This window comes from Sphaerisporangium sp. NPDC004334 (genome assembly GCF_053602655.1).
In genome coordinates this window covers 75,577-95,769 of record NZ_JBSGDZ010000030.1, presented here as the reverse complement: position 1 = coordinate 95,769, position 20,193 = coordinate 75,577, and the positions used below count along the sequence as shown (strand labels likewise).

At 71.8% G+C, this 20,193-nt stretch carries 16 protein-coding genes; 7 read left to right on the top strand and 9 right to left on the bottom strand.

Translation table 11 applies throughout. The annotated features are described in order from the left end of the window. Nucleotides 1-1,111: 1,111 nt before the first annotated feature. From ACWEN6_RS32640 to ACWEN6_RS32630, 3 genes are all read right to left on the bottom strand, one after another. On the bottom strand, nucleotides 1,112-3,226 hold the full coding sequence (locus ACWEN6_RS32640) for an ATP-binding cassette domain-containing protein (RefSeq protein ID WP_452575650.1): 2,115 nt from the start codon (nucleotides 3,224-3,226) through the stop codon (nucleotides 1,112-1,114). A 92-nt stretch (nucleotides 3,227-3,318) separates the two neighbouring features. Further along, nucleotides 3,319-3,498 carry a hypothetical protein gene (locus tag ACWEN6_RS32635; protein WP_452575648.1) on the bottom strand — a complete coding sequence of 60 codons (180 nt, stop codon included), beginning with the start codon at nucleotides 3,496-3,498 and terminating at the stop codon, nucleotides 3,319-3,321. Between the two features lie 804 nt (nucleotides 3,499-4,302). Next, nucleotides 4,303-4,926 (bottom strand): pentapeptide repeat-containing protein, encoded by a 624-nt coding sequence (locus ACWEN6_RS32630; RefSeq protein WP_452575646.1) that lies wholly within the window; start codon nucleotides 4,924-4,926, stop codon nucleotides 4,303-4,305. A 206-nt stretch (nucleotides 4,927-5,132) separates the two neighbouring features. On the opposite strand from ACWEN6_RS32630, the gene ACWEN6_RS32625 reads away from it, so the two are divergent. From ACWEN6_RS32625 to ACWEN6_RS32610, 4 genes are all read left to right on the top strand, one after another. After that, a complete protein-coding gene (locus ACWEN6_RS32625; RefSeq protein WP_452575644.1) occupies nucleotides 5,133-6,425 on the top strand; it encodes an ABC transporter substrate-binding protein in 1,293 nt (430 codons plus the stop codon). 72 nt (nucleotides 6,426-6,497) lie between these two features. Further along, on the top strand, nucleotides 6,498-7,385 hold the full coding sequence (locus ACWEN6_RS32620; RefSeq protein WP_452575642.1) for a carbohydrate ABC transporter permease: 888 nt from the start codon (nucleotides 6,498-6,500) through the stop codon (nucleotides 7,383-7,385). Continuing rightward, complete coding sequence (locus ACWEN6_RS32615) at nucleotides 7,382-8,257, top strand: carbohydrate ABC transporter permease (RefSeq protein ID WP_380830695.1); 876 nt, start codon at nucleotides 7,382-7,384, stop codon at nucleotides 8,255-8,257. Before ACWEN6_RS32620 ends, ACWEN6_RS32615 begins: the two co-directional genes overlap by 4 nt. A 93-nt stretch (nucleotides 8,258-8,350) precedes the next feature. Next, nucleotides 8,351-9,667 carry an MATE family efflux transporter gene (locus ACWEN6_RS32610; protein WP_452575640.1) on the top strand — a complete coding sequence of 439 codons (1,317 nt, stop codon included), beginning with the start codon at nucleotides 8,351-8,353 and terminating at the stop codon, nucleotides 9,665-9,667. A 134-nt stretch (nucleotides 9,668-9,801) separates the two neighbouring features. Here the strand turns inward: ACWEN6_RS32610 and ACWEN6_RS32605 are convergent, their stop codons facing one another. Then, nucleotides 9,802-10,791, bottom strand: coding sequence for a DUF5937 family protein (locus ACWEN6_RS32605; RefSeq protein ID WP_452575638.1), 990 nt, complete (start codon nucleotides 10,789-10,791; stop codon nucleotides 9,802-9,804). Nucleotides 10,792-10,943: 152 nt separating this feature from the next. Between ACWEN6_RS32605 and ACWEN6_RS32600 the strand changes: the two genes are divergently transcribed. After that, nucleotides 10,944-12,524: an MFS transporter gene (locus ACWEN6_RS32600; protein WP_452575636.1), complete on the top strand. Its 1,581-nt coding sequence runs from the start codon at nucleotides 10,944-10,946 to the stop codon at nucleotides 12,522-12,524. Here ACWEN6_RS32600 and ACWEN6_RS32595 read toward each other — a convergent pair. From ACWEN6_RS32595 to ACWEN6_RS32585, 3 genes are all read right to left on the bottom strand, one after another. Beyond that, nucleotides 12,502-12,936 (bottom strand): ester cyclase, encoded by a 435-nt coding sequence (locus ACWEN6_RS32595; RefSeq protein WP_452575634.1) that lies wholly within the window; start codon nucleotides 12,934-12,936, stop codon nucleotides 12,502-12,504. The two genes, ACWEN6_RS32600 and ACWEN6_RS32595, sit on opposite strands and share 23 nt — an antisense overlap. A gap of 143 nt (nucleotides 12,937-13,079) precedes the next feature. Beyond that, complete coding sequence (locus tag ACWEN6_RS32590; RefSeq protein ID WP_452575632.1) at nucleotides 13,080-14,048, bottom strand: zinc-binding dehydrogenase; 969 nt, start codon at nucleotides 14,046-14,048, stop codon at nucleotides 13,080-13,082. A gap of 56 nt (nucleotides 14,049-14,104) precedes the next feature. Continuing rightward, nucleotides 14,105-15,310, bottom strand: a complete 1,206-nt coding sequence (locus ACWEN6_RS32585; RefSeq protein WP_452575630.1) for an MFS transporter — start codon at nucleotides 15,308-15,310, stop codon at nucleotides 14,105-14,107. Nucleotides 15,311-15,380: 70 nt separating this feature from the next. On the opposite strand from ACWEN6_RS32585, the gene ACWEN6_RS32580 reads away from it, so the two are divergent. Continuing rightward, entirely contained in the window at nucleotides 15,381-15,872 is a 492-nt protein-coding gene (locus ACWEN6_RS32580; RefSeq protein WP_452575628.1) for a MarR family winged helix-turn-helix transcriptional regulator, read from the top strand. A gap of 117 nt (nucleotides 15,873-15,989) precedes the next feature. Here the strand turns inward: ACWEN6_RS32580 and ACWEN6_RS32575 are convergent, their stop codons facing one another. Together ACWEN6_RS32575 and ACWEN6_RS32570 are read right to left on the bottom strand one after the other, a co-directional pair. Then, nucleotides 15,990-17,153, bottom strand: coding sequence for a LacI family DNA-binding transcriptional regulator (locus ACWEN6_RS32575; RefSeq protein ID WP_452575626.1), 1,164 nt, complete (start codon nucleotides 17,151-17,153; stop codon nucleotides 15,990-15,992). A gap of 226 nt (nucleotides 17,154-17,379) precedes the next feature. Beyond that, entirely contained in the window at nucleotides 17,380-18,162 is a 783-nt protein-coding gene (locus tag ACWEN6_RS32570; protein ID WP_452575624.1) for an IclR family transcriptional regulator domain-containing protein, read from the bottom strand. Between the two features lie 542 nt (nucleotides 18,163-18,704). Here ACWEN6_RS32570 and ACWEN6_RS32565 point away from each other — a divergent pair. Then, nucleotides 18,705-20,168: a benzaldehyde dehydrogenase gene (locus ACWEN6_RS32565; RefSeq protein WP_452575623.1), complete on the top strand. Its 1,464-nt coding sequence runs from the start codon at nucleotides 18,705-18,707 to the stop codon at nucleotides 20,166-20,168. Nucleotides 20,169-20,193: the final 25 nt, after the last annotated feature.

Sequence of the window (20,193 nt, the reverse complement as noted above, 5' to 3'; positions counted from 1 at the left end):
CTTCGCGAAGACCGAGATAGACCGCCATTCGCGTACCGAACCCCAGGTCCTCGAGCGTGGGCATATGCGCAGGTCCGGGCGTTGAGTCCTCATCATGAAAACTGGGCTCCCTTCGCTGGGGCGGCGATAGGGATGTAGATGCGTCGTGAGGGAGAGCCCCGGTTTGCTCTGGCCGAGATGGCGGGCGTGACTCATCGGATGAGTCAATCGTGCGCGCCTGCTTGACCTGTAGGCGTGCGTAGTGCACCTGCATGGCTGCGGCGATCAGGCTGGCGACGGCCACGATTAAGCCGATCAACTCCACAAGTGCACACTATCCAAGTACACATCCTTCGTGAACTTTCTTCTTTCTGCAGGCCTTCGAGAACGGTAGTCGCGTGAGCGACCCGTACGACAGCGCCCCTGGGCCACTGCCGACCCCAGGTCGGCCGAGTAGCTTCCGGCGAGGGTCGGACGGGCAGGGGGCCATGGTACAAAAGTGGATAAATGCCAAAGATGGGCATATTCGCATCTCTTAGGGAACGAACGCTATCTAGCTAGGCATTTATGGGGGAACTCTGGGCATTCTTGGTGGCGTTAACCACCGTAAGCAGTGAGATATAGGAAGATGGAAGTGACAGATCTTCCTCCGAGAAGGGCACAGGATGAATCCTCAGGCGTACGTGGCGCTGGCGCTGAGCATCGGAGTCAATGGTGGCCTCGTGTCGGGGGTCGCTGTTGCTGCGACGGGTTCAAATCTGGGAGGGGCACTCGCCGGAGGTGGCGCAGCGTTCGTAGCCGTGACGACGCTGGTGCTGTTGATCATGCAAGTCACAGGTAGCTTCGCGCGAAAACCCTAGAGGACCAGAGGGGCGCCGTGGCTCTGCGGGGAAACCCGCAGGGCCACGGCTCCACCTCTGGTCCTCGGGTCTTGAGTTAGCGAGTCAGAGGCTGTTGTCCTGTCGTCGTGCGAGAAGAAGATGACGGCGGTGACCACGGCCCGGCCAAGGACCGGACCCAGCAGTCGCCGGTCGATGTCCGTTATCTGCGGCCGCCCTTGCTCACCTCGAGGGAGCCGGCGACCGCGGGGCCCGTGGCCGCCGGCTCCCCCGCCAGGATTTCGCGGAGGCGGTCAGACGGCGTTGGTGGGAGTCTCGCGGTCGCCGTAGGCGCTGGCTTGCAGGGTGTAGAGGTCGGCGTAGATGCCGTCGAGGGCCATCAGGTCTTCGTGGGTGCCCTGTTCGGCGACCTTGCCGTGGTCGAGCACGTAGATGCGGTCGGCGTACCGCACGCTCGCCAGGCGGTGGGTGATCAGCAGAACGGTGCGGCCGTCGGCGTGCCCGCGCATGCGCTCGAACAGCGCGTGCTCGGCGCGGGCGTCCAGGGCGGCCGTCGGCTCGTCGCAGATCAGCAGCGGGGCGTCGCGGTGGAAGCCGCGCGCCACCGCGATGCGCTGCCACTGGCCGCCGGACGGCTCGTGCCCGTCCTTGAAGCGGCGGTCGAGCAGGGTGCGGTAGCCGTGCGGCAGTTCGGCGATCACCTGGTCGGCGCCCGCCACCTCGGCGGAGGCGCGCAGGGCCGGCTCGCCCCTCTCAAGGCCCATGCCGATGTTGTCCCGTGCCGTGAGCGGCCAGCGGGTGTGGTCCTGGGCGATCACCGCGATGTCGCGCCGGAGCTCGTCCGGATCGACCTGGGCGATGTCCACGTCGTCCCATAGGACCCGCCCCTCGGCCGGGTCGTACAGACCCGCGATGATCTTGGCCAGCGTGGTCTTGCCCGAGCCGTTCTCGCCCACGAGCGCGACCACCTCGCCCCGGTCGATGTGCACCGAGACGTGGTCGAGCGCGGGTTCCTCCTTGCCCGGATAGTTGAAGGTGACGTCGTCTACGGCGATGCGGTCGAACGAACCTGGCGCGCGGCGCTCGCGCGGTGGCTCCGTGCGCCGGCCGGCCTGCTCGCAGAAGTCGAGGAAGTCGGTGAAGTACAGGCCCTCCTCGTACAGCCGGTTGGTGGAGTACATGAGGTTGGAGAGCGAGCTCTGGCCGGAGCGGATGGCGAGCACGGCCGTGCCGGCCACGGCCAGCGGCACGGCGCCGATGGCGAGCAGAACGCCCAGCGTCACGTAGACCAGGGCGGTGCCCGCGCCGCCCAGGGCCTCGCCGATGACGCGCGCCACCGCCTGGCGCCGGGCCATGCGCAGTATGGCGTCCTGCTCGGCCCCGGCGACCGCGTCGTACAGGCGGGTGAGGAACCGCCGCATGGTGAACGAGCGGACCTCGGCCGCCGTCGGCCGGGCCGCCATGAGGTCGCTGAGGATCCATTTGCGGCGTCGGACCGGGATCAGGGTGTACATCGTCGTGTAGCGCATGCGGGCCGCGCGGACGGCCGCCCAGGCGTCGGGCAGGACGGCCAGCAGGAGCAGGGGCAGCAGCACCGGGTGGAGGATGCCGAGCACGCCGGCGGCGGCGGCGATGCCGATGACGCCGGTGAGCAGGTCGATGGCGGAGTTCACCACGCTGTCCACCATGGACACGCCGCGCTGGCGGGCGCGTTCGAGGGCGTCGTGGAAGTCGGGGTCGTCGTAGCGGATGAGGTCGACGCGGCTGGTCAGCTCGTAGAGCTGCCGCTCGGCGATGCGCCCGACCTGCGGTTCGAGCCGGGCCTGCGCCCAGCCGGCCCCGGCCTGCAGGGCGGTGCGCAGCGTCGCGGCGGCCCCGACCAGCAGCAGGCTCGGCACGGCGGCCCTGACCCGCTCGGGCGTCGGCCCCGCGGTGAACAGTGCCTGGAGCACGCCGGTCGTGGCGAGCAGGCCGAAGGCGGTGAACACCCCGCCCAGCACGCTCAGCGCGATGGTGGCCGCCGTGTCGGGGCGGCTGGCCTGCCAGGCCAGGCGGACGGCGTGGCCGATGAGAGCGGGCAGCCGTCGGGCCACGGTGAGGAACCCGACGCCGGTCATCTTGTCGGCGTGGGCGTACCAGTCGCCGAGGGTGACCTCGCCGAGCTCGATCGACGCGTCGCCGGGAGCAAGGGCATCGGCCTGGTGCGGTGCGTCGGCGAAAGCCGGGGGATCGGCCCGGTGCGGCGCGTCGTCGGAAGCCGGGACGTCGGCCTCGTGCGGGGCGCCGGCGGACGGGGAGGCGTCGGGAGGAGCGGTGACGGGGGCGGGGGTGTGGTGGGCGGGCTGGGACGGGGCGCTCTTCGGCGTGGAGCCGTCCGGAGCGGATGGTTCCTGAGGAAGGTCGGCCATGCTCGCAGTGTGACCGCCGCCACCGACAAATTAAAGCGGCGGTGGTAAAGCGTCACTATTAAGTTGAAAGCGCAATTATTGCAGTAGGCGACTTATGTCCGGGCCGAGCGGCCGCGAGGCGAGCGCGGCGGCCCGCCGGGACGCGGCTCGCGCCGGTCGGCCGGACCCGCCGCAGGCCCCGGAAGGTCGGCGGCGAGGCGCTCGGCCTCGTGGTGCAGCGCGGCTATGAGGAGGAGTTCGAGGCTCAGGTCTTCGAGGTCGACGGTTTCCATCTGCGTCTCCCGACGTGAGGTGCCTTGCCGGCCCGGAGGTCGTCCGCGAGGCCGGCGCTCGGGGAATCTTACCTTCCGTGATGGCAGATCGCAGTCGTGGCCAGGGTAGATCACTCTTTGTAGGTAACGGGCGAACCGAAATCGGCGTTTGAGCAGGCAGGTTGCCGAGGGCGCCGGAGGAAGCGCCCGGCCCCGTCGTCGCTCCACCTTCGATCTCCTGCCGTCCGGTCGTCCGCCACTGCCCGGCTGATCGTCTCTCGTCCCGGGAACGTGCCAAGCGGAGGTGGCCCGCATCCTGGCCCGGCGTCTTCCCTGTACGTGATCAGAGCAGGGTAACCAATACGGTCACAATTACGGAAGGTGGTATTTCGTGAAAATCTACCTATTCGGCGACGGGTGCCAGGGTGCACGGTGGCCTTGACATGCCCGCATCGGCCCACTGCCAGGAAATCACGATTCTTCCCCCGAAAGCCTGTTGTCCCGAAGCGCGGCGTTCGACAGCCTTCATACATGCGAATCGTGACGGGAAATGAGCGGGACGCGGTGCTTGGTGGAACACTTGCGTGTTGGCCGAGCCCCCTCGCCGGGGAGGCGAGAGCCGCCGGCGGGTGACCGCCGGGCGTGCGCAACGTCCCCGGCGGGGCCTCATCGAAGGCCGGCCGCCACGACGGCCCGTGTCCCGCGTGATGGGCGAGGTCACCTCGGAGGGGTGGAGACCGGACCCGGGGACATGCGGCCCGCGAGCTCGGGTCCCGGCGCCCATGGTGCCGACGGCCCGGGCTCGCCCCCGCCGTGGGCGACGGGTCAGCCGGAGCGCACGTCCAGCCCGAGGGCGGTGGCGATCAGCACCGCCTGCGCGAGGTCGACCACGGCCCCGCGCAGATTCGCGCTCAGCGGGTCGAGCGAGGACAGGTCGCTGCCGCGAAGGTCGCATCGGGACAGGTCGGCGAGCCGCAGCGAGGCGCCCGACAGGTCGGCCCGCTGGAGTGTGGCGCCCTCCAGCCGGGCGCCGGTGAGGTCGGCCTCGCGCATGCGCACGTCCGTGAAGGAGACGCCCCGCAGCTCGGCGCCGGACAGGCGGGCGAACGACCAGTCGCCGCCGTCGACCTTCATCAGGTCGAAGGAGCAGCCGTCGAACTCGCTGCCGACCATCTTGCACCCGGTGAAGGCGGCGTCGAAGAAGTTGCACCGGGTGAAGGTGCAGTTGAGGAAGGCCGCGTCGGTGTGCCGTGAGGCGTTGAACCGCACGCGCCGGAAGGCGCAGCCGGAGAAGACGGCGCCCTGGTCGATCATCTCGGTCATGTCCACGTCGACGAAGGCCACCTGGTCGTGCCGCTCGCCCGTCACGTCCCGCCCGTCCCAGTCGTCGGACTCGATGGAGGTGAGGATTTCGGGCGCGGGACGGTCGCCGGTGGTACGGGAGCTCATGGCAGTGCCTTTCCGTGTGGGTCCGCGTGGGTCCGTGTGGTCCGTGCGGTGGCGGGGCCGCTATATGGAGACGTTATTCGCACACCCTTGACGGTGCGGGTTGTGAGATGGGTTGATTGCGTACTGACAACGTTGTCACCTTGGGCCTGGTACACGGGGGCGGGCTTACGTGCGACAGCTCCTCGAACCGTGAAGGGACCAGAGCAATGCGACGACGCTGGATGTCGGCCGTCGCGGTGACCGTGGCAGGCCTCCTGTCCCTCGCCGCCTGTGGCGGTGGTGGTGACGACAAGGGCACCGGCGCCGGTGGGAAGACCGCGAACAAGCAGGTTGAGGTCTTCTCCTGGTGGACGGGCCCCGGTGAGGCCGACGGCCTGAAGGCCATGCGCGAGATCTTCCAGAGGCAGAACCCGAACCTGTCGTTCTTCGACGCCGCCGTGGCCGGCGGCTCGGGCGACAAGGCCCGGGCGCTGCTGTCCAGCAAGCTGCAGGCCAACCAGCCGCCGGACACCTTCCAGGGACACGCGGGCGCCGAGCTGCAGGGCTACATCAAGGCCGGCAAGCTGGAGCCGCTGAACTCCCTCTACGACGAGCTCAAGCTGAAGGACGTCTTCCCGCAGCAGCTCGTGGACCAGATCACCTACGAGGGCAACGTCTACTCGGTCCCGGTCAACATCCACCGCTCGAACGTTCTGTGGTCCAACCCCAAGGTGCTGAAGGACGCGGGCATCTCGGCCGCGCCCAAGACCATCGAGGAGTTCATCGCCGACCTCGAGGCCGTCAAGAAGACCGGCAAGATCCCGCTGTCCATCGGCTCGGAGTGGACCGTCGTCCACCTGATGGAGAGCGTGCTGCTCGGCTCGCTGGGCACCGACGGCTACAACGCGCTGTGGGCCAAGGGCGCCGACTGGTCGGGCCCGAACGTCACCAAGGCGCTCACCGACTTCAAGACGATCCTGTCCTACGCCGGTCCGCCGCAGGACGACTGGCAGCCCGCCGCCAAGCAGGTCGCCGACGGCGCCGCCGCCTTCAACATCATGGGCGACTGGGCCTACGGCTACTTCCACAACGCGCCGGACGGAGGCCTGGGCAAGAAGTCCAAGGAGGACTTCGAGTGGGCGGCCTCGCCGGGCACGGACGGCACGTTCATGTGGCTGTCGGACAGCTTCACCCTGCCGAAGGGCGCGCCGAACAAGGACGGCGCCCTCGCCTGGCTCAAGGTCGCGGCGAGCAAGGAGGGCCAGGACGCCTTCAACCCCAAGAAGGGCTCCATCCCGGCCCGCAAGGACGCCGACAAGAGCCTCTACCAGGACTACCTGGAGTGGGACCTCGACCAGTGGGCGAACGACAAGCTGGCCGGCTCCATCCAGCACGGCGTGGTCGCCAACGACGCCTGGAAGACGGCCATCACCGAGGCGGTCGGCCTGTTCCTGCAGAGCAAGGACCCGGCCAAGTTGCAGCAGGCCCTGGTCGAGGCCGCCAAGACCAACAATCAGTGAGTTGATCTCTTACGGCTCGCGCCCGCGTCGCTCTTCAGGCGCGGCGGGCGCGGGCCTTCGCTGGGGGTAAGTGTGTCGCGCGTCCGCAGATGGCTGCCGGGTCTGCTCCTGGTCACGCCGTCGATCATCGCGATAGCGGTCTTCGTGTACGGAATGCTCGGCTGGAACTTCAAGCTGGCCATGACCGACCGGCACGACGAGATCTCCGCCGGGAAGTTCGTGGGCCTGACGAACTTCGTCTCGCTGTGGGACCAGGAGCGCTGGGGCATCTCGGTCAGGCACGCCATCGTGTTCACCGTCGTGTTCGTGGGTGGCGCCCTGGCGCTCGGCTGGCTCCTGGCGTTCCTGATGGAGAGGGGGATCAGGGGTGAGGGCGGCTTCCGCGCCATCTACCTGTTCCCGATGGCCATCTCGTTCGTCGCCACGGGCGTGGTGTGGCGCTGGCTGATGAACAGCGGTCAGGACGCGCAGGCGGTGGGGCTGAACCGGCTGTTCGACGCCGTCGGGCTGGGGTTCCTGCAGAACGAGTGGTTTCGGGGCCAGGACTGGGGGATGGCGGCGATGGCCATCCCCGCCGTCTGGCAGATGTCCGGATATGTCATGGCATTGTTCCTGGCGGGGTTCCGTGGCGTGCCGGACGAACTGCGCGAGGCCGCGCGGGTGGACGGCTGCAAGGAGTGGCAGGTCTACCGCTACATCGTCTTCCCGTTCCTGCGGCCGGTCACCCTGTCCGCCCTGATCATCCTCGGGCACATCTCGCTCAAGGTCTTCGACCTGATCGTGTCGGTGTCCGGCAAGCAGATCATCACCGACGTGCCCGCCGTCTTCATGTGGGTCGCCGTCTTCGACGCCCACGACCCGGCCAAGGGCGCCACGATCGCCGCCTACATCGTCCTGACCGTCGCGGTCTTCGTCGTGCCCTACCTCGTCTGGAACGCCCGCAGGGAGAAGCGCTCATGAGCACGGCCGTCGCGGCCCCGTCCAAGACCCGGCACCAGGCGCCGCCGGCGGCCCGCCGGGCCCGCTGGCCGCTGTACCTGCGGTTCGCGCTGCTGCTCATCTTCGTCCTGGTCTTCCTGATCCCGATCTACGTCCTGCTGGTCACCAGCTTCAAGCCGCTGACCGAGGCCGATCCGAGCCAGGCGTGGAGCCTGCCGAAGGTCTGGACGACCGAGGCGTGGCAGGTGGCCTGGGAGAAGCTCAAGCCGGGCATCGCCAACAGCTTCCTGCTGGCGATCCCCGGGTCGCTCATCTCGGCCGCGCTCGGGGCGATGAACGGGTTCGTCCTGTCCAAGTGGCGCTTCCCGGGCGCCGACGTGGTGTTCACGCTGTTCCTGTTCGGCATGTTCATCCCGTACCAGGGGGTGATGATCCCGCTGGTCCAGCTCATGGTGGATCTGGGGGTGTACGGGGGCATCCCCGGGCTCGTGCTGGCCCACGTCGTCTACGGCATCCCGATCTGCACGCTGATCTTCCGCAACTACTACGTGACGATCCCGGACGAGCTCATGGAGGCGGCCAGGGTCGACGGCGCGGGGATGCTGCGCACCTTCTGGTCGATCGTGATCCCCGTCTCCGGGCCGGCGGTCGCCGTGGTGATCATCTGGCAGTTCACCTCGATGTGGAACGACTTCCTGTTCGCGGTGTTCCTCACCGGGCCGACGTCCTGGCCGACGACCGTGATGCTGAACAACATCGCCGGCGCCCAGACCGTCCCCTACAGCCAGCAGATGGCCGCCGCCATCCTCGCCTCGATCCCGACGATGGTGGTCTACGTGCTGCTCGGCCGCTTCTTCATGCGAGGCCTCATGGCCGGCGCCCTGAAGGGCTGACGCGGTGTAAGTGGCATTGCCGCTTGGAGACCCTTACGGATAGAGTCGGCATGTAAGTGGCGAAAGCCGGTGCTGATCCTTACCGGAGGGTGCATGACCCCGCATGCCGACCGGGCCGGGTCCACGCTGCGGCAGTTGATCACGCTGGCCGTGCCGGCCCTCGGCGTCCTGGCCGCGGAGCCGCTCTATCTGCTCGTCGACACGGCCGTGGTCGGCCATGTCGGCGCGGTGCCGCTCGCGGGACTCTCGGTCGGCGCGATCGTGCTGGCGCAGATCGCCACCCAGATGACGTTCCTGTCCTTCGGCACGACCGCGCGCGCGGCCCGGCTGCACGGCGCGGGCCGCCGGGCCGACGCCGTGGCCATGGGCGTGCAGGCGACCTGGCTCGGCGCGATCACCGGGCTGGCGCTGGTCGTGGCCGGGCAACTGCTCGCCGGCCCGATCGCCCGTCTGCTCGCAGGCGACGACCAGGTGGCCGAGGCCGCGGTGAGCTGGCTGCGCATCGCCCTGTTCGGCGCCCCGATGATCCTGATCACCATGGCCGGAAACGGCTGGATGCGCGGCGTGCAGGACATGCGACGCCCGCTGCGCTACGTCCTGACGGGCAACGCGATCTCCGCGGTCCTGTGCCCGGTGCTCGTGCACGGGCTGGGCTGGGGGCTCGACGGCTCGGCCGCCGCCAACGTGGTCGCGCAGCTGATCTCCGCGAGCCTGTTCGTGCGGGCGCTGGTGAGCGAGGGCGTGCCGCTCGCGCCGGTGCCCGCCGCGATGCGCGCCCAGCTCGGCATGGCCCGCGACCTGGTGCTGCTCGGGCTGGCCTTCCAGGCGTGCTGGGTGTCGGCCACCGCGGTGGCCGCGCACATCTCCACGGCGGTGGTCGGCGCCCACCAGGTGGTGTTCCAGCTGTGGATGTTCCTGGCCTTCGTGCTCGACGCGCTGGCCATCGCCGCGCAGGCGCTGGTCGGGGCCGCGCTCGGCGCGCGGGACGGGGAGCGGGCGCGCCGGCTGGCCTGGCAGGTGGCCGGCTGCGGGCTCCTGTTCGGGACGGTGCTCGGCGTCGTGTTCGCCGCGCTGGCCGGCACCCTGCCCCACGTGTTCACCGCCGACCCGGCCGTGCTGGCGGAGATGCCGCGCGCGTGGTGGTTCTTCGTCGCGTTGCAACCGGTCGGCGGCGTCGTGTTCGCCCTGGACGGCGTACTGCTGGGCGCCGGCGACGCGGCGTACATGCGCACCGCGACGCTGTGCGCGGCGGCGCTGGGGTTCCTGCCGGTGGTGTGGGCGTCGCTGAGCCTCGGCTGGGGGCTGGTCGGGATCTGGTCGGGGTTGTCGCTCTTCCTGCTGATCCGGATGACCACCCAGCTGGCCCGGCTCCGATCCGGCCGCTGGGCCGTACTCGGCGCCGTCCGCTGACCAGGCCCCCGGCCGTCCCGTGCCTCAGGCCGTTCCGCGCCCCAGGCCGTAGGGGCCTGGGTCGCCCGGCACCTGAGGATCGGACCGGTGGACTCCGGTCGGCCGATCCGGTCCGGCGCAGGGCCGGGGATCGGTCAGACGCCTTCGGACAGCGCGTCGCCGAGCGGGGTGCGGTGGTACAGCACCGAGCGGCCCACCCGCGTGCCGGTGATCAGCCCGGCCTCGCGGAGCGCCGCCACATGGTCGCCGGTCCCGCCGACGCTCATGTCGAGCAGGGCGGCGAGCTGCGTCGTGGTGGCCGGCAACCGCAGCAGGATCGCCGTCCGGGTGGCGCCGATGAGCCGGGTGAGTCCCCGCGGCGGAGCGGGCTCCGCCGCGATGCCCCGGGCCTGGTAGACCAGCGCGTACGGCCAGGCGTCCTCCAGGTACGCCCCCACCCCCGGCCCGAAGACGGTGGGGACCAGCAGCAGCCCCCGGCCGTCGAGCCGGTGCCGCTCGTCCTTCCCCGCGGCGTCCATCCGCACCGCGATGTGCCCCGGACCGTCGACGGCGCACCAGCGCACCCGCGGGTCGAGGTCGTCGAGCGCCGCCGCCCACCCATAGGCGGCCAGGCGCCCCGCGCGGTGGGCGACGTCGCGTTCGAGGATCGCCTGGAAGCGCGGCCAGCCGGGCGCGAGGATCTCCTCCCACGTGGCCCGCAGCACGTCGGCGAGCAACCGGACGATGTCGGGCCGGTCGAGGACGGCCAGCGCCTCGGGGGAGGGCGGAGGGCCGCCGTGCAGGTTCCTCGCGATCTCCTCGCGCGCCTGGGCGAGGGGCGTGGCCCGCATCACCGCCAGCTCCTCCTCGAAGGCGACGTTCACCCCGGCCGGGGGCGGGGCGATGAAGTCGGCGTTGTACTCGCCGCGCCGGAACAGCAGGACCAGCGCTCCGAGCGCGGGCAGTCGCGCCAGCAGCCGCTCGTAGGCAGGCCGGTGCCGCTCCACCCACGGCCGGTGCACCCCCGCCTCGTACCGGCCGGACAGCAGCCACAGGGCGTGCATGGTCTCGATCAGCCGCGAGACCGCGAACCGGCTGGTCATCACATCCTGCGGACTGACCTCGACCCGGATCACCCTCCCCACGTCACGCTCCCCTCCTCGCCCTTCGCGCCATGCGCCCTGATCCCGGACGTCTTCGAGGCAGCGCCTCTCCTCTTCGTCGCTGACCTTTCGGTTATTTCCGAAACTTTAGCCATGGCGGGCCGATGGCCGCAGCATCGTGGCGGGAGGTGGCGGTGACCAGGACAGACCACACGCGACGGGCGACGTTCGGCCAGGTGTTCGCCGTGCCGGAGTTCCGGGTGCTCTTCGGGAGCTTCGCACTGCTGGTGGCGGGCGACGCGGTCAAGATGCTGGCGTTCGCCGCGCTGGTGTACGGGCGGACCGGTTCGGCCGGTCTGTCGGCGCTCGCCTACATGAGCGGGTTCCTGCCGTACGTGCTCGGCGGGACGTTCCTGCTCTCGCTGGCCGACCGGATGCGGCCCCGGCGGCTCATGATCGCGGGCGAACTGGTCCGTGTCGCGGTCTGCCTGGCGCTGGCCTTCGGTGGGATGCCCGTGTGGGCGATGCTGCTGCTGGTCGTGGTCACCGGGACGCTCAACCCGGTGTTCGGCGCCGCGCGCACCGCCACGCTCCCGGAACTGCTCCCGGGGGACTCGTTCGTGCTCGGCCGCTCGGTGCTCACGATCACCTCCGCCGGCGCGCAGATCGGCGGCCTGGCCGCCGGGGGCGCCGTGCTGTCCCTGGCCGGCCCCGGGGGAGCCCTGCTGATCACCGCCGCGCTGTCCGGGGCGGGCGCCGTCCTTCTGCGACTGGGCCTGCCCGACCACCCGCCCCGCGCGGCCGTCCCCACCGCCGTCCCCTCGTCGCCGAGCAGGGCCGAGACCGCGGCGAGCGGTACGGGAAGCGTGCAGGAACGGCCGTCGGCGGAGAATGCAGAGATCAGTGGCGGGGTGGGGGCCGTTGGCGGCGGGGCGGGGACCGGTCGCGGAAGGCACGGGGCGGGGCACGCAAGGCGGGACCTGGGGGCGGCCGGGGGGAACGCGGTGCGGGCGTCGCTGCGGGTCAACCGCCGGCTGCTGGCCGACCGGCGCGTCCGCGGGCTGATGCTCTGCGGCTGGATCCCGGTGATGTTCGTGGCCGGAGCCGAAGCCCTCGTCGTCCCCTACCTCGGTGAGCTCGGCGCGCCGTCCCAGGCGGGGCTCGTGCTCGCGGCGTTCGCGGTCGGGATGGCGCTCGGGGACCTCTTCGTCGGCAGGTTCGCCGCGCCGGCCCTGCGGGAGCGGCTCTCCTTCCCGCTCGCCGTGGCCTCGGGGGTGCCGCTGGCCGCCTTCGCCGCACGGCCCTCGCTTCCGTGGTGCCTGGCGCTCGGCGTGCTGACCGGGGTGTGCCTGGCCTACAACCTCGGGCTCCAGCGCAGGTTCGTGGACGCCGCGCCGCCGGACGCCCTCGGCCAGGCTTTCGGCCTGTTCACCTCCGGGCAGATGACCACGCAGGGCCTCGGCGCCGCGCTGGCGGGCGCGATCGCCTCGCTGCTCCCCGCGCACCTCGCCATCGCGGTCATCGGCGGCACCGCCGTCCTCGCGGCCCTCGCCCTCGCTCGCCACCTCCGCCCCGAGCACGCGGAGCCGGCACGGCCCGCGGAACCCGGACAGCCCATGGAGCCCTCACATCCCGGAGAACCCGTGGAGCCCTCAGAACCCGGACGGACCGCTGGGTCCTCACGGCCCGCACAGTCCGCGCAACCCGCGGACGCCGCCCCGCCCGCTCAGGCCGGTGAGGATGGGGCGGCGGTCATCGAGGTTGGGAGAGGCTGAGCCGGGCGCCGAGACAGGTGAGAAGTTCCAGTTGGTCGTAGTAGATGCAGTGCATGGTGATCAGGCCGTTCCGGAAGGCCCGCGTACTGCACCCGCGGATGGTCACTCCCCGCCCGGTGGCTTCGATCACCTCGCCGTCGGGCATGAGGAACGGCCCGTTGTGAGTCCCGGTGAGGATCCATTCCATGACCACGCAGTCCCCGCAGAGCATCTTGTTCCACGGGGTCAGCTGGAGATCGGGGAAGGCGTCCAGGAAAAGGGCCCAGAAGGACCCGATCTCGTCGCGGCCCTCGCCCTTGCCGCTGGGCGACATGTAGAACGCGTCCTCGGTGTAGCAGCGGGTCAGCGCGTCGAGGTCGTGCTTGTTGATCGCGTCGACCATCCGGCTGGTGACTTCCTCGAAGTCGGACATCGCGAGCCCCCATTTCCTCGCGTCACCTGTCACGGTACTCCGCCCGCCCCGGCGCCGCCCGACGGGAAGACCCGCCACCGCCCCTTTGGGCAACCTCATCGTGAACCTCAGGCCACCGCTGGGAAAAGCCGCCCTCGTGAACCTCAGGGCAGCAGCAAAGCCTTGCCGGGGACCTCGCGCGCCTCGATCGCCGCGTGCGCCTCGGCGGCCCGGACGAGGGGGAAGGTGCGGCCGATGACCGGTTCCAGCCGGCCCGCCGCCGCCTCGGCCATGGCCCGCTCGGCCAGCCGGTTCCGCTCGGCAAGACCGAGCTGCACGTCCTGGATGCCGCGAACGGTGATCTGGCGCCGGCCCGCCTCCGCCGGATCAATCGCGCTGAAGCCGCCGCCGGCCGCGCCGTGCGCCGAGAAGCGGGCGCCCGGGGCGGCGATCGCGAACGCCGCCTGCCCGATCCGGCCGCCCGCGCCGTCGAACACCACGTCGGGGCCGCCGGTCACCTCCCGGACGTGCTCGGCCCAGCCGGGCTCGGTGTAGTCGACGACGACGTCGGCGCCCATCCGCTGGGCGAGGTCCAGTTTGCGCTCCCCGCGCGCCGCCGCGGTCACCCGCGCCCCGGCCGCCCGCGCGAGCTGGACGAGCAGGATGCCCATGCCGCCGGCCGCCGCCGTGACCAGCACCCGGTCACCCGGCTTGACCTCGGCCGCGTCGAGGACCGCGAGCCCCGTCACGCCGTCGTGCATGAGGGCCGCCGCCCACGTGGGGTCCAGGCCGTCCGGGACGGCGAGCAGCGCCTCCGCCGGGACGGCCACCCGCTCGGCGTACCCGCCCTGGGAGTCCGGGGTGCAGGCCGCGACCGTCCGGCCGGCCCAGGCGGCGTCCACCCCCCGGCCCGTGGCGCTCACCCGCCCGGCCACCGCCCCGCCCGGCACGTACGGCGGCTCGACCGCGAACCACTGCCGGGCCGTCCCGGAGCGGATCTGCGTCTCGACGAACAGGGTGTCGGCCGCCGCGACGTCGATCACGACTTGTCCCGGCTCCGCCACCGGATCGGGCACCTCCGCCGCCACCAGCACCTCGGGGCCGCCGAACCGCTCCACTCGTACAGCGCGCATGCCGCCACTCCCTCTCATGGGACGACCGTCGTCCGAGGGCAGTCTCGAACTTCAACTCAAGGTGAAGTCAACTCCGCCGTCGCCTCGGCGGGCGCTCGGCGCACGTCCGGCAGCGCGAGCACGGCCAGATTGGCGGCGGCGACCAGGACCGCCCCGGCGACCAGCGGCGCCGCCGTGCCGGTCACGGCCGCGACCGGCGCGGCGACGGCCAGGCCGAGCGGCCGGGCGGCGAAGGAGATGAGCCCGTCGAACGCTCCCACGCGGCCCAGGGCCTCCTCCGGGATGCGCTGCTGCAACGACGTCTCCCAGAGGGGGGTCAGCACGCCGAGGCCGAACATGGCGGCGCAGTAGGCTCCGGCGACCACCGCCAGCGGCATCGGCGGGCCGAAGGCCGCCAGGGGGAGCGCGTAGGCGGCGGCGCCGACCGCGACGACCGCGAGCGGGCGGCGGACCGGCAGCCGGGGCGCGGCGTAGACGCCCACCAGCAGGCCGACGGTGCCGAGCTGGGTGATCAGCACCCACGAGGCCTCACCGCCGAGATCGCGCACGGCGATCAGCGGGCCGAGCGTCAGCAGGAAACCGGCGGCCAGGTGCCATACTCCGTGGCCGAGCACGCTGGCCAGGAACCACGGGTGCCGGCGGGTCTCCACCCATCCTTCGCGCAGGTCGGCGAGGAACGACCCGCGCGGGCCCCGCCGGACGGCGCGGGCGGGGCGCAGCCCGCCGAGCGTCAGCGCGGAGACGGCGAACAGTCCGCCGGTGAGCAGCGAGGACCAGCCCGGGCCGAGAGCGAGGACGAGCGCGCCGGCCGTGGCGGGAGCCACCACCTGGGCGAGCCCCTGGGCCACGCCGATGCGCGCGTTCACGCGCAGCCGCTCCTGATCGGCCACCACGGCCGCCACCAGCGTCCGCACCGCGGGCGTCCCGAGGGCCAGCCCCGCGCCGGTGATCGCCGACAGCACCGCGATGTCGGGGATGCGGACCACGCCCGCGAGCAGTTCCGCCGCGACGCCGAGCTGTGCCGCGCCGCGCACCAGGTCGGCCGCGAGGACGACCCGCTGCGGAGGGAAGCGGTCGGCGACCACCCCGGCGACCGGGAGCATGAGCAGCATCGGGATCATCTCGCAGGCGAGGACGAGCCCGAGGTCGCCGGCGGAGCCGGTGGCGCGGACGACCGCGAGGGTCAGCGTCGTCGGGATCAGCGCGGTCGCCAGGGCCGCGATCGTCCGCCCGACGAGCAGGCGGCGCACAGGTGAGCTCATGGGCCGAGAACATATTTCGCTAGCTAATCTTTTGTCAACGAAATACTTGTCGGCGTAGCATACTTACGGGATGGAGGACTCCGTCGATCGGCATCTGGCGCGGTGGCGCGACAAGGCGCCGTTCGACGAACGGGTCGAGGCGATCATCACGCGCATCCAGCTCCTGGCCCGCCACGTCGCGCACGCCAAGGACCGCGCGCTGGCCGAGGTCGGCCTTCAGGGGTTCGAGTTCGAGACCCTCCACCGCCTCGTGGCCCGGGGCGAGCCCTGGCGGGCGACGCCGTCCGAGCTGGCCACCGAGCTGATGGTCTCGCCGGCCGGCATGACCGGGCGCCTCGCGACCCTCGAGAACGCCGGCCTGGTCCGCAGGCTGCGCGGCGTCGAGGACCGCAGGCGCGTCGACGTCGAGCTCACCGAGCAGGGGCACGCCCGGTGGTACGCCGCCATGGAACTGCGCGGCACCGCCGAGGACGGCATGGTCCACCCCCTGACCCAGGCCGAGCAGGACACCCTGATCGCCCTCCTCAAACGCATGCTCATCCAAGCCGAGTCCACCCGCTGACCCACCGCCCGCCGCCCCGGACCCGTCCCACGGCGCGCCCCGCGAAGACGCGCCCGGTGTCAGAACTCGGTGAGGGGTGAAGGGAGAGCGGGTGTTCCCTTGCCCGGGTGAGGCGGGTCAGGGGGGCGGGGGGCGTTCGCCGGAGCCTCGGGGGATGAGGTGGGTGGGGAGCTGGATGTGCTCGATCGGGCCGTTCTCGCCGGTCAGGCGGCGGAACAGCAGCTCGGCGGCCGTGCGGCCGAGGCCGACCGGGTCCTGGGCCACCACGGTGATCGCGGGGTCCAGCAGGTCGGCCAGCTCGAAGTCGTCGAAGCCCACGATCGCCGGCCGCGGAGTGGGAAGGGCGCGCAGGGCGGCCACCGTGAGCTGGCCGTTTCCGGTGAACAGGGCCGTCGGCGGGTCGCCGAGCGCCAGCGCGTCCGCCACCGCCGCGCTCACCCGGCTCTGCTCGGGAACGCCCATGGAGACCAGAGACGGGTCGTACGGCAGGCCGGCGGCCTCCAGAGCCTCGCGGTAGCCGCGCAGCCGTTCCTGGGCGGTGAAGATGGCGGGCTGGTCGCCGAGGAAGGCGATGCGGCGGTGGCCGTGCGCGATGAGGTGGGCCACGCCCGTCGCGGCGCCCCCGGCGTTGTCGCACAGCACGGTGTCCACCTCGACGGCCGGGCCGGTGTGGCGGTCGGCCTCGGCGGTGAGGCCGGTGGGACGGTCGATAGCGAGGGCAGGGCCGGTGGGATGGTCGGTCTCGGGGGTGGGGCCGGTGGGACGGTCGATGGCGAGGGCAGGGCCGGTGGGGCGGTCGGTCTCGGGGGTGGGGCCGGTGGGGCGGTCGGCGAAGACGGCGCGGATGCCCGCGGCCAGCTCGGGGGCGAGGTAGCCGTGGTCGTACCCCGCCGGCACGATGACCAGCCCGTCGACGCGCCGGGCGCAGAAGGCCAGCACCAGCGCGCGCTCGCGCTGCGGGTCCTCGCCCGAGGAGCCGGTGAAGACCAGGGAGCCGTTGCGCAGGGCGACGTCCTCCACGGCGCGGCTCAGGCCGGAGTAGAAGGGGTCGGCGACGTCCTCGATGATGAGACCGATGCTGGCCGTGCGCCCTCGCCGGAGCACCCGGGCGCCGTCGTTGCGGCGGTAACCGAGCAGTTCGATGGCCTGGCGCACCCGTTCGGCGGTCGCCGCGTTGACGCCCGGCTCGTCGTTGACCACGCGGGACACCGTCTTGAGCGCGACGCCTGCCGTGGCCGCGACGTCGTTCATCGTGGGCCGCCCGCGCCTGGTCTCTGCCACGCTCCGCATCATTCCGTATCGGAGCGCGATGTGACAACGTTGTCACGAGCTCTGACCGGGGCGTCAGGCTTGGAACTGACGTCGCCGCAGGGGGATCAGGGTGGGGGTGCGACGCCCGAGAAGCCGGCGCCCGCAGGGACGCCCCCGCACGGGTCCGGCGGGACGCCGCCGCGCGGGTCCGGGGGAGCCGCCGCTGGGGTCCGATGGTGCCGGGATGCGAGGGGGTTCAAAGGGCCGAGGAGTGGGGGCCGGTGGTGGTGTGCAGGTCGGCCTCGACGCGGGCGGCGGTGGCGAGCAGCGGGGGGAGCAGGTCGCGGCGGGCGGACTCCACGGTGGTGCGGCTGGCGTGCGAGGAGAGGTTCACGGCCGCGACGACCTGGCCCGCGCGGTCGCGGATGGGCGCGGCGATCGAGCGCAGGCCCTCTTCCAGCTCCTGGTCGACCATGGCCCACCCTTGGGCCCGCACCCGTTCGAGTTCGGCGGCCAGCGCGTCGCGCGAGGTGATCGTGCGGGTGGTGCGCCGTTCGAGGTCGGCGGAGGCGAAGTAGGCGTCGAGGTCGGCGGGCGGCAGCCAGGCGAGCAGAACCCGTCCCATCGAGGTGCAGTGTGCGGGGAAGCGCGTGCCGATGCTGATGGTCACCCGCATGATGCGCGTGGTCGGGACCCGGGCCACGTACACGATGTCGCCGTCGTCGAGCACCGAGACCGAGGCGGACTCGTGGACCTCGGCGACCAGCCGTTCCAGGTGGGGGAGGGCGACCTCGGGCAGCGACAGGCCGGACAGGTAGGCGTACCCGAGCTCCAGCACCCGGGGGGACAGCGCGAACAGCCGGCCGTCGGTGCGGACGTACCCGAGCTCGACCAGCGTGAGCAGGAACCGGCGCGCCGCCGCGCGGGTGAGGCCGGTGGAACGGGCCACCTCGCTCAGCGTGAGCTCCGGATGCGCGGCGTCGAAGGCCCGGATGACCGCGAGCCCGCGGGCCAGCGACTGGACGTACTCCTCCGCCATGGTCAGGTCCCCTCTCGCGGTGACCGTTATACCAGCAGGCGTACGCGCGGCCGCTCATACCAGCGGATGTCGGGGGCGCTGGGGGATGCGCGGCGGCGTGTGGGGCCGATGGTGGTGCGGGTGGCCGTGGACGAGGTGCGCGGCGGCGGGTGCCGGGTGGGCCGAACGCTGCGCGGCGGCGTGCGCGGGGATGCGCGGCATGGTGGTGCGGTGGCTGTGGACGGGGGTGCGTGGCGGCGGGTGCCGGGGTGCGCCGGGCGGCGGGCCAGGTGGGGTTCGTGGTCGTTCGCGGTTCGTCATTCGGGTGCCGAACGGATGTTCCGCGCTTACGGCGAGCGTCTCCGGCTGAGCGACCGAAAGTGCGGTGGCGACGGGTGTTTTCGGACATTGACGCGGTTTGGTCGCAGGGATAGCTTGCACTGACACGTTCGTTCTGCGGAGTTCATGTTCGCAGGGCGAACGAACGTTGACGGCCCCTTGGAGCGCCTGCGGCGGGCGGCGGTGCCGGCTCAGCGACAGAGCACCACGGAAAGGCGTTGACCATGGAATTCCTCGACCCGAAGATCTGGTCCGGATCGGTCTACGGCGGCAGCGGCTGGACGGGGTCCCAGGCCGGCGACGCGGCGGTGATCGAGCCCGCCACCGGCAAGGAGATCGGCCGCGCCGGGATCGCCGGTCCCGCCGACATCGCGACGGCGGCCGGGCAGGCCGCGCGGGCCCAGCGCGCGTGGGCCGCCGCCTCCTTCGAGGAGCGCGCGGCCGTCCTGCGCAGGGCCGGCCGGTTGTTCGAGGACCACGCCGCCGGCATCCAGCACTGGCTCGTCCGCGAGTCCGGCTCCATCCCCGGCAAGGCCGCCTTCGAGACCCACGTCGCCGCGCAGGAGTGCTACGAGGCCGCCGCACTGGCCTCCCAGCCGCCCGGCGAGATCCTGCCGACCGCGAAGCAGCGCCTCAGCCTGGCCCGGCGCGTGCCGGTGGGCGTGGTGGGGGTGATCGCGCCGTTCAACGCGCCGCTGATCCTCGGCATCCGGTCGGTCGCCCCGGCGCTCGCGCTCGGCAACGCCGTGGTGTTCAAACCCGACCCGCGCACCGCCGTCTGCGGCGGCGTCGCCATCGCCCGCGTCTTCGAGGAGGCCGGACTGCCGGCGGGCCTGCTGCACATGCTGCCCGGCGGCGTGGACGCCGGCGAGGCGCTGGTCACCGACCCGCGCGTCCGCGTCCTGTCGTTCACCGGCTCGACGGCGGCCGGACGCAAGGTCGGCGAGCTGGCCGCGCGGCACCTCAAGCGCGTCCACCTGGAGCTCGGCGGCAACTCCGCGCTCATCGTTCTCGATGACGCCGACGTGGACCTCGCCGTCTCGGCCGGCGCGTGGGGCTCGTTCTTCCACCAAGGGCAGATCTGCATGACCGCGGGACGGCACCTGGTCCACGCCTCGGTCAAGGACGAGTACGTCGAGCGGCTCGCCGCCAAGGCCGACCACATGCCGGTCGGCGACCCGGCCACCCAGCAAGTCGCCCTCGGCCCGCTCATCGACCGGCGGCAGCGGGACAAGGTCCACGCGCTGGTCACCGGCAGCCTCGACGGCGGGGCCCGCCTCGCGGCCGGCGGCACCTACGAGGAGCTGTTCTACCGCCCGACCGTGCTGACCGACCTGACGACCTCCGCGCCCGCGTACGCCGAGGAGGTCTTCGGCCCTGTCGCTCCGGTGATGCCGTTCTCCTCCCTGGAGGAGGCGGCGTCGCTGGCCGGTGACAGCGAGTACGGGCTGTCGCTCGGCATCCTGACCCGCGACGCGATGAAGGGTCTGGCGCTCGCCGACCTCATCCCCACGGGCATCGTCCACATCAACGACCAGACCGTGGACGACGAGGCGGTGGCGCCGTTCGGCGGCGTCGGATCCTCCGGGACCGGGTCGCGGTTCGGTGGCACGCGGGCGAACATCGAGGCGTTCACCGACACCCAGTGGGTGACCATGCAGGGTGACATCGCCCGCTATCCGTTCTGATGACCACCGATAGGCTCCGGGGTCT

Coding starts and splice junctions, on each gene's coding strand:
- ACWEN6_RS32640 (WP_452575650.1), bottom strand. CDS start 3,226: ATGGCCGACCTTCCTCAGGAACCATCCGCTCCGGACGGCTCCACGCCG.
- ACWEN6_RS32635 (WP_452575648.1), bottom strand. CDS start 3,498: ATGGAAACCGTCGACCTCGAAGACCTGAGCCTCGAACTCCTCCTCATA.
- ACWEN6_RS32630 (WP_452575646.1), bottom strand. CDS start 4,926: ATGAGCTCCCGTACCACCGGCGACCGTCCCGCGCCCGAAATCCTCACC.
- ACWEN6_RS32625 (WP_452575644.1), top strand. CDS start 5,133: ATGCGACGACGCTGGATGTCGGCCGTCGCGGTGACCGTGGCAGGCCTC.
- ACWEN6_RS32615 (WP_380830695.1), top strand. CDS start 7,382: ATGAGCACGGCCGTCGCGGCCCCGTCCAAGACCCGGCACCAGGCGCCG.
- ACWEN6_RS32610 (WP_452575640.1), top strand. CDS start 8,351: ATGACCCCGCATGCCGACCGGGCCGGGTCCACGCTGCGGCAGTTGATC.
- ACWEN6_RS32595 (WP_452575634.1), bottom strand. CDS start 12,936: ATGTCCGACTTCGAGGAAGTCACCAGCCGGATGGTCGACGCGATCAAC.
- ACWEN6_RS32590 (WP_452575632.1), bottom strand. CDS start 14,048: ATGCGCGCTGTACGAGTGGAGCGGTTCGGCGGCCCCGAGGTGCTGGTG.
- ACWEN6_RS32585 (WP_452575630.1), bottom strand. CDS start 15,310: ATGAGCTCACCTGTGCGCCGCCTGCTCGTCGGGCGGACGATCGCGGCC.
- ACWEN6_RS32580 (WP_452575628.1), top strand. CDS start 15,381: ATGGAGGACTCCGTCGATCGGCATCTGGCGCGGTGGCGCGACAAGGCG.
- ACWEN6_RS32570 (WP_452575624.1), bottom strand. CDS start 18,162: ATGGCGGAGGAGTACGTCCAGTCGCTGGCCCGCGGGCTCGCGGTCATC.
- ACWEN6_RS32565 (WP_452575623.1), top strand. CDS start 18,705: ATGGAATTCCTCGACCCGAAGATCTGGTCCGGATCGGTCTACGGCGGC.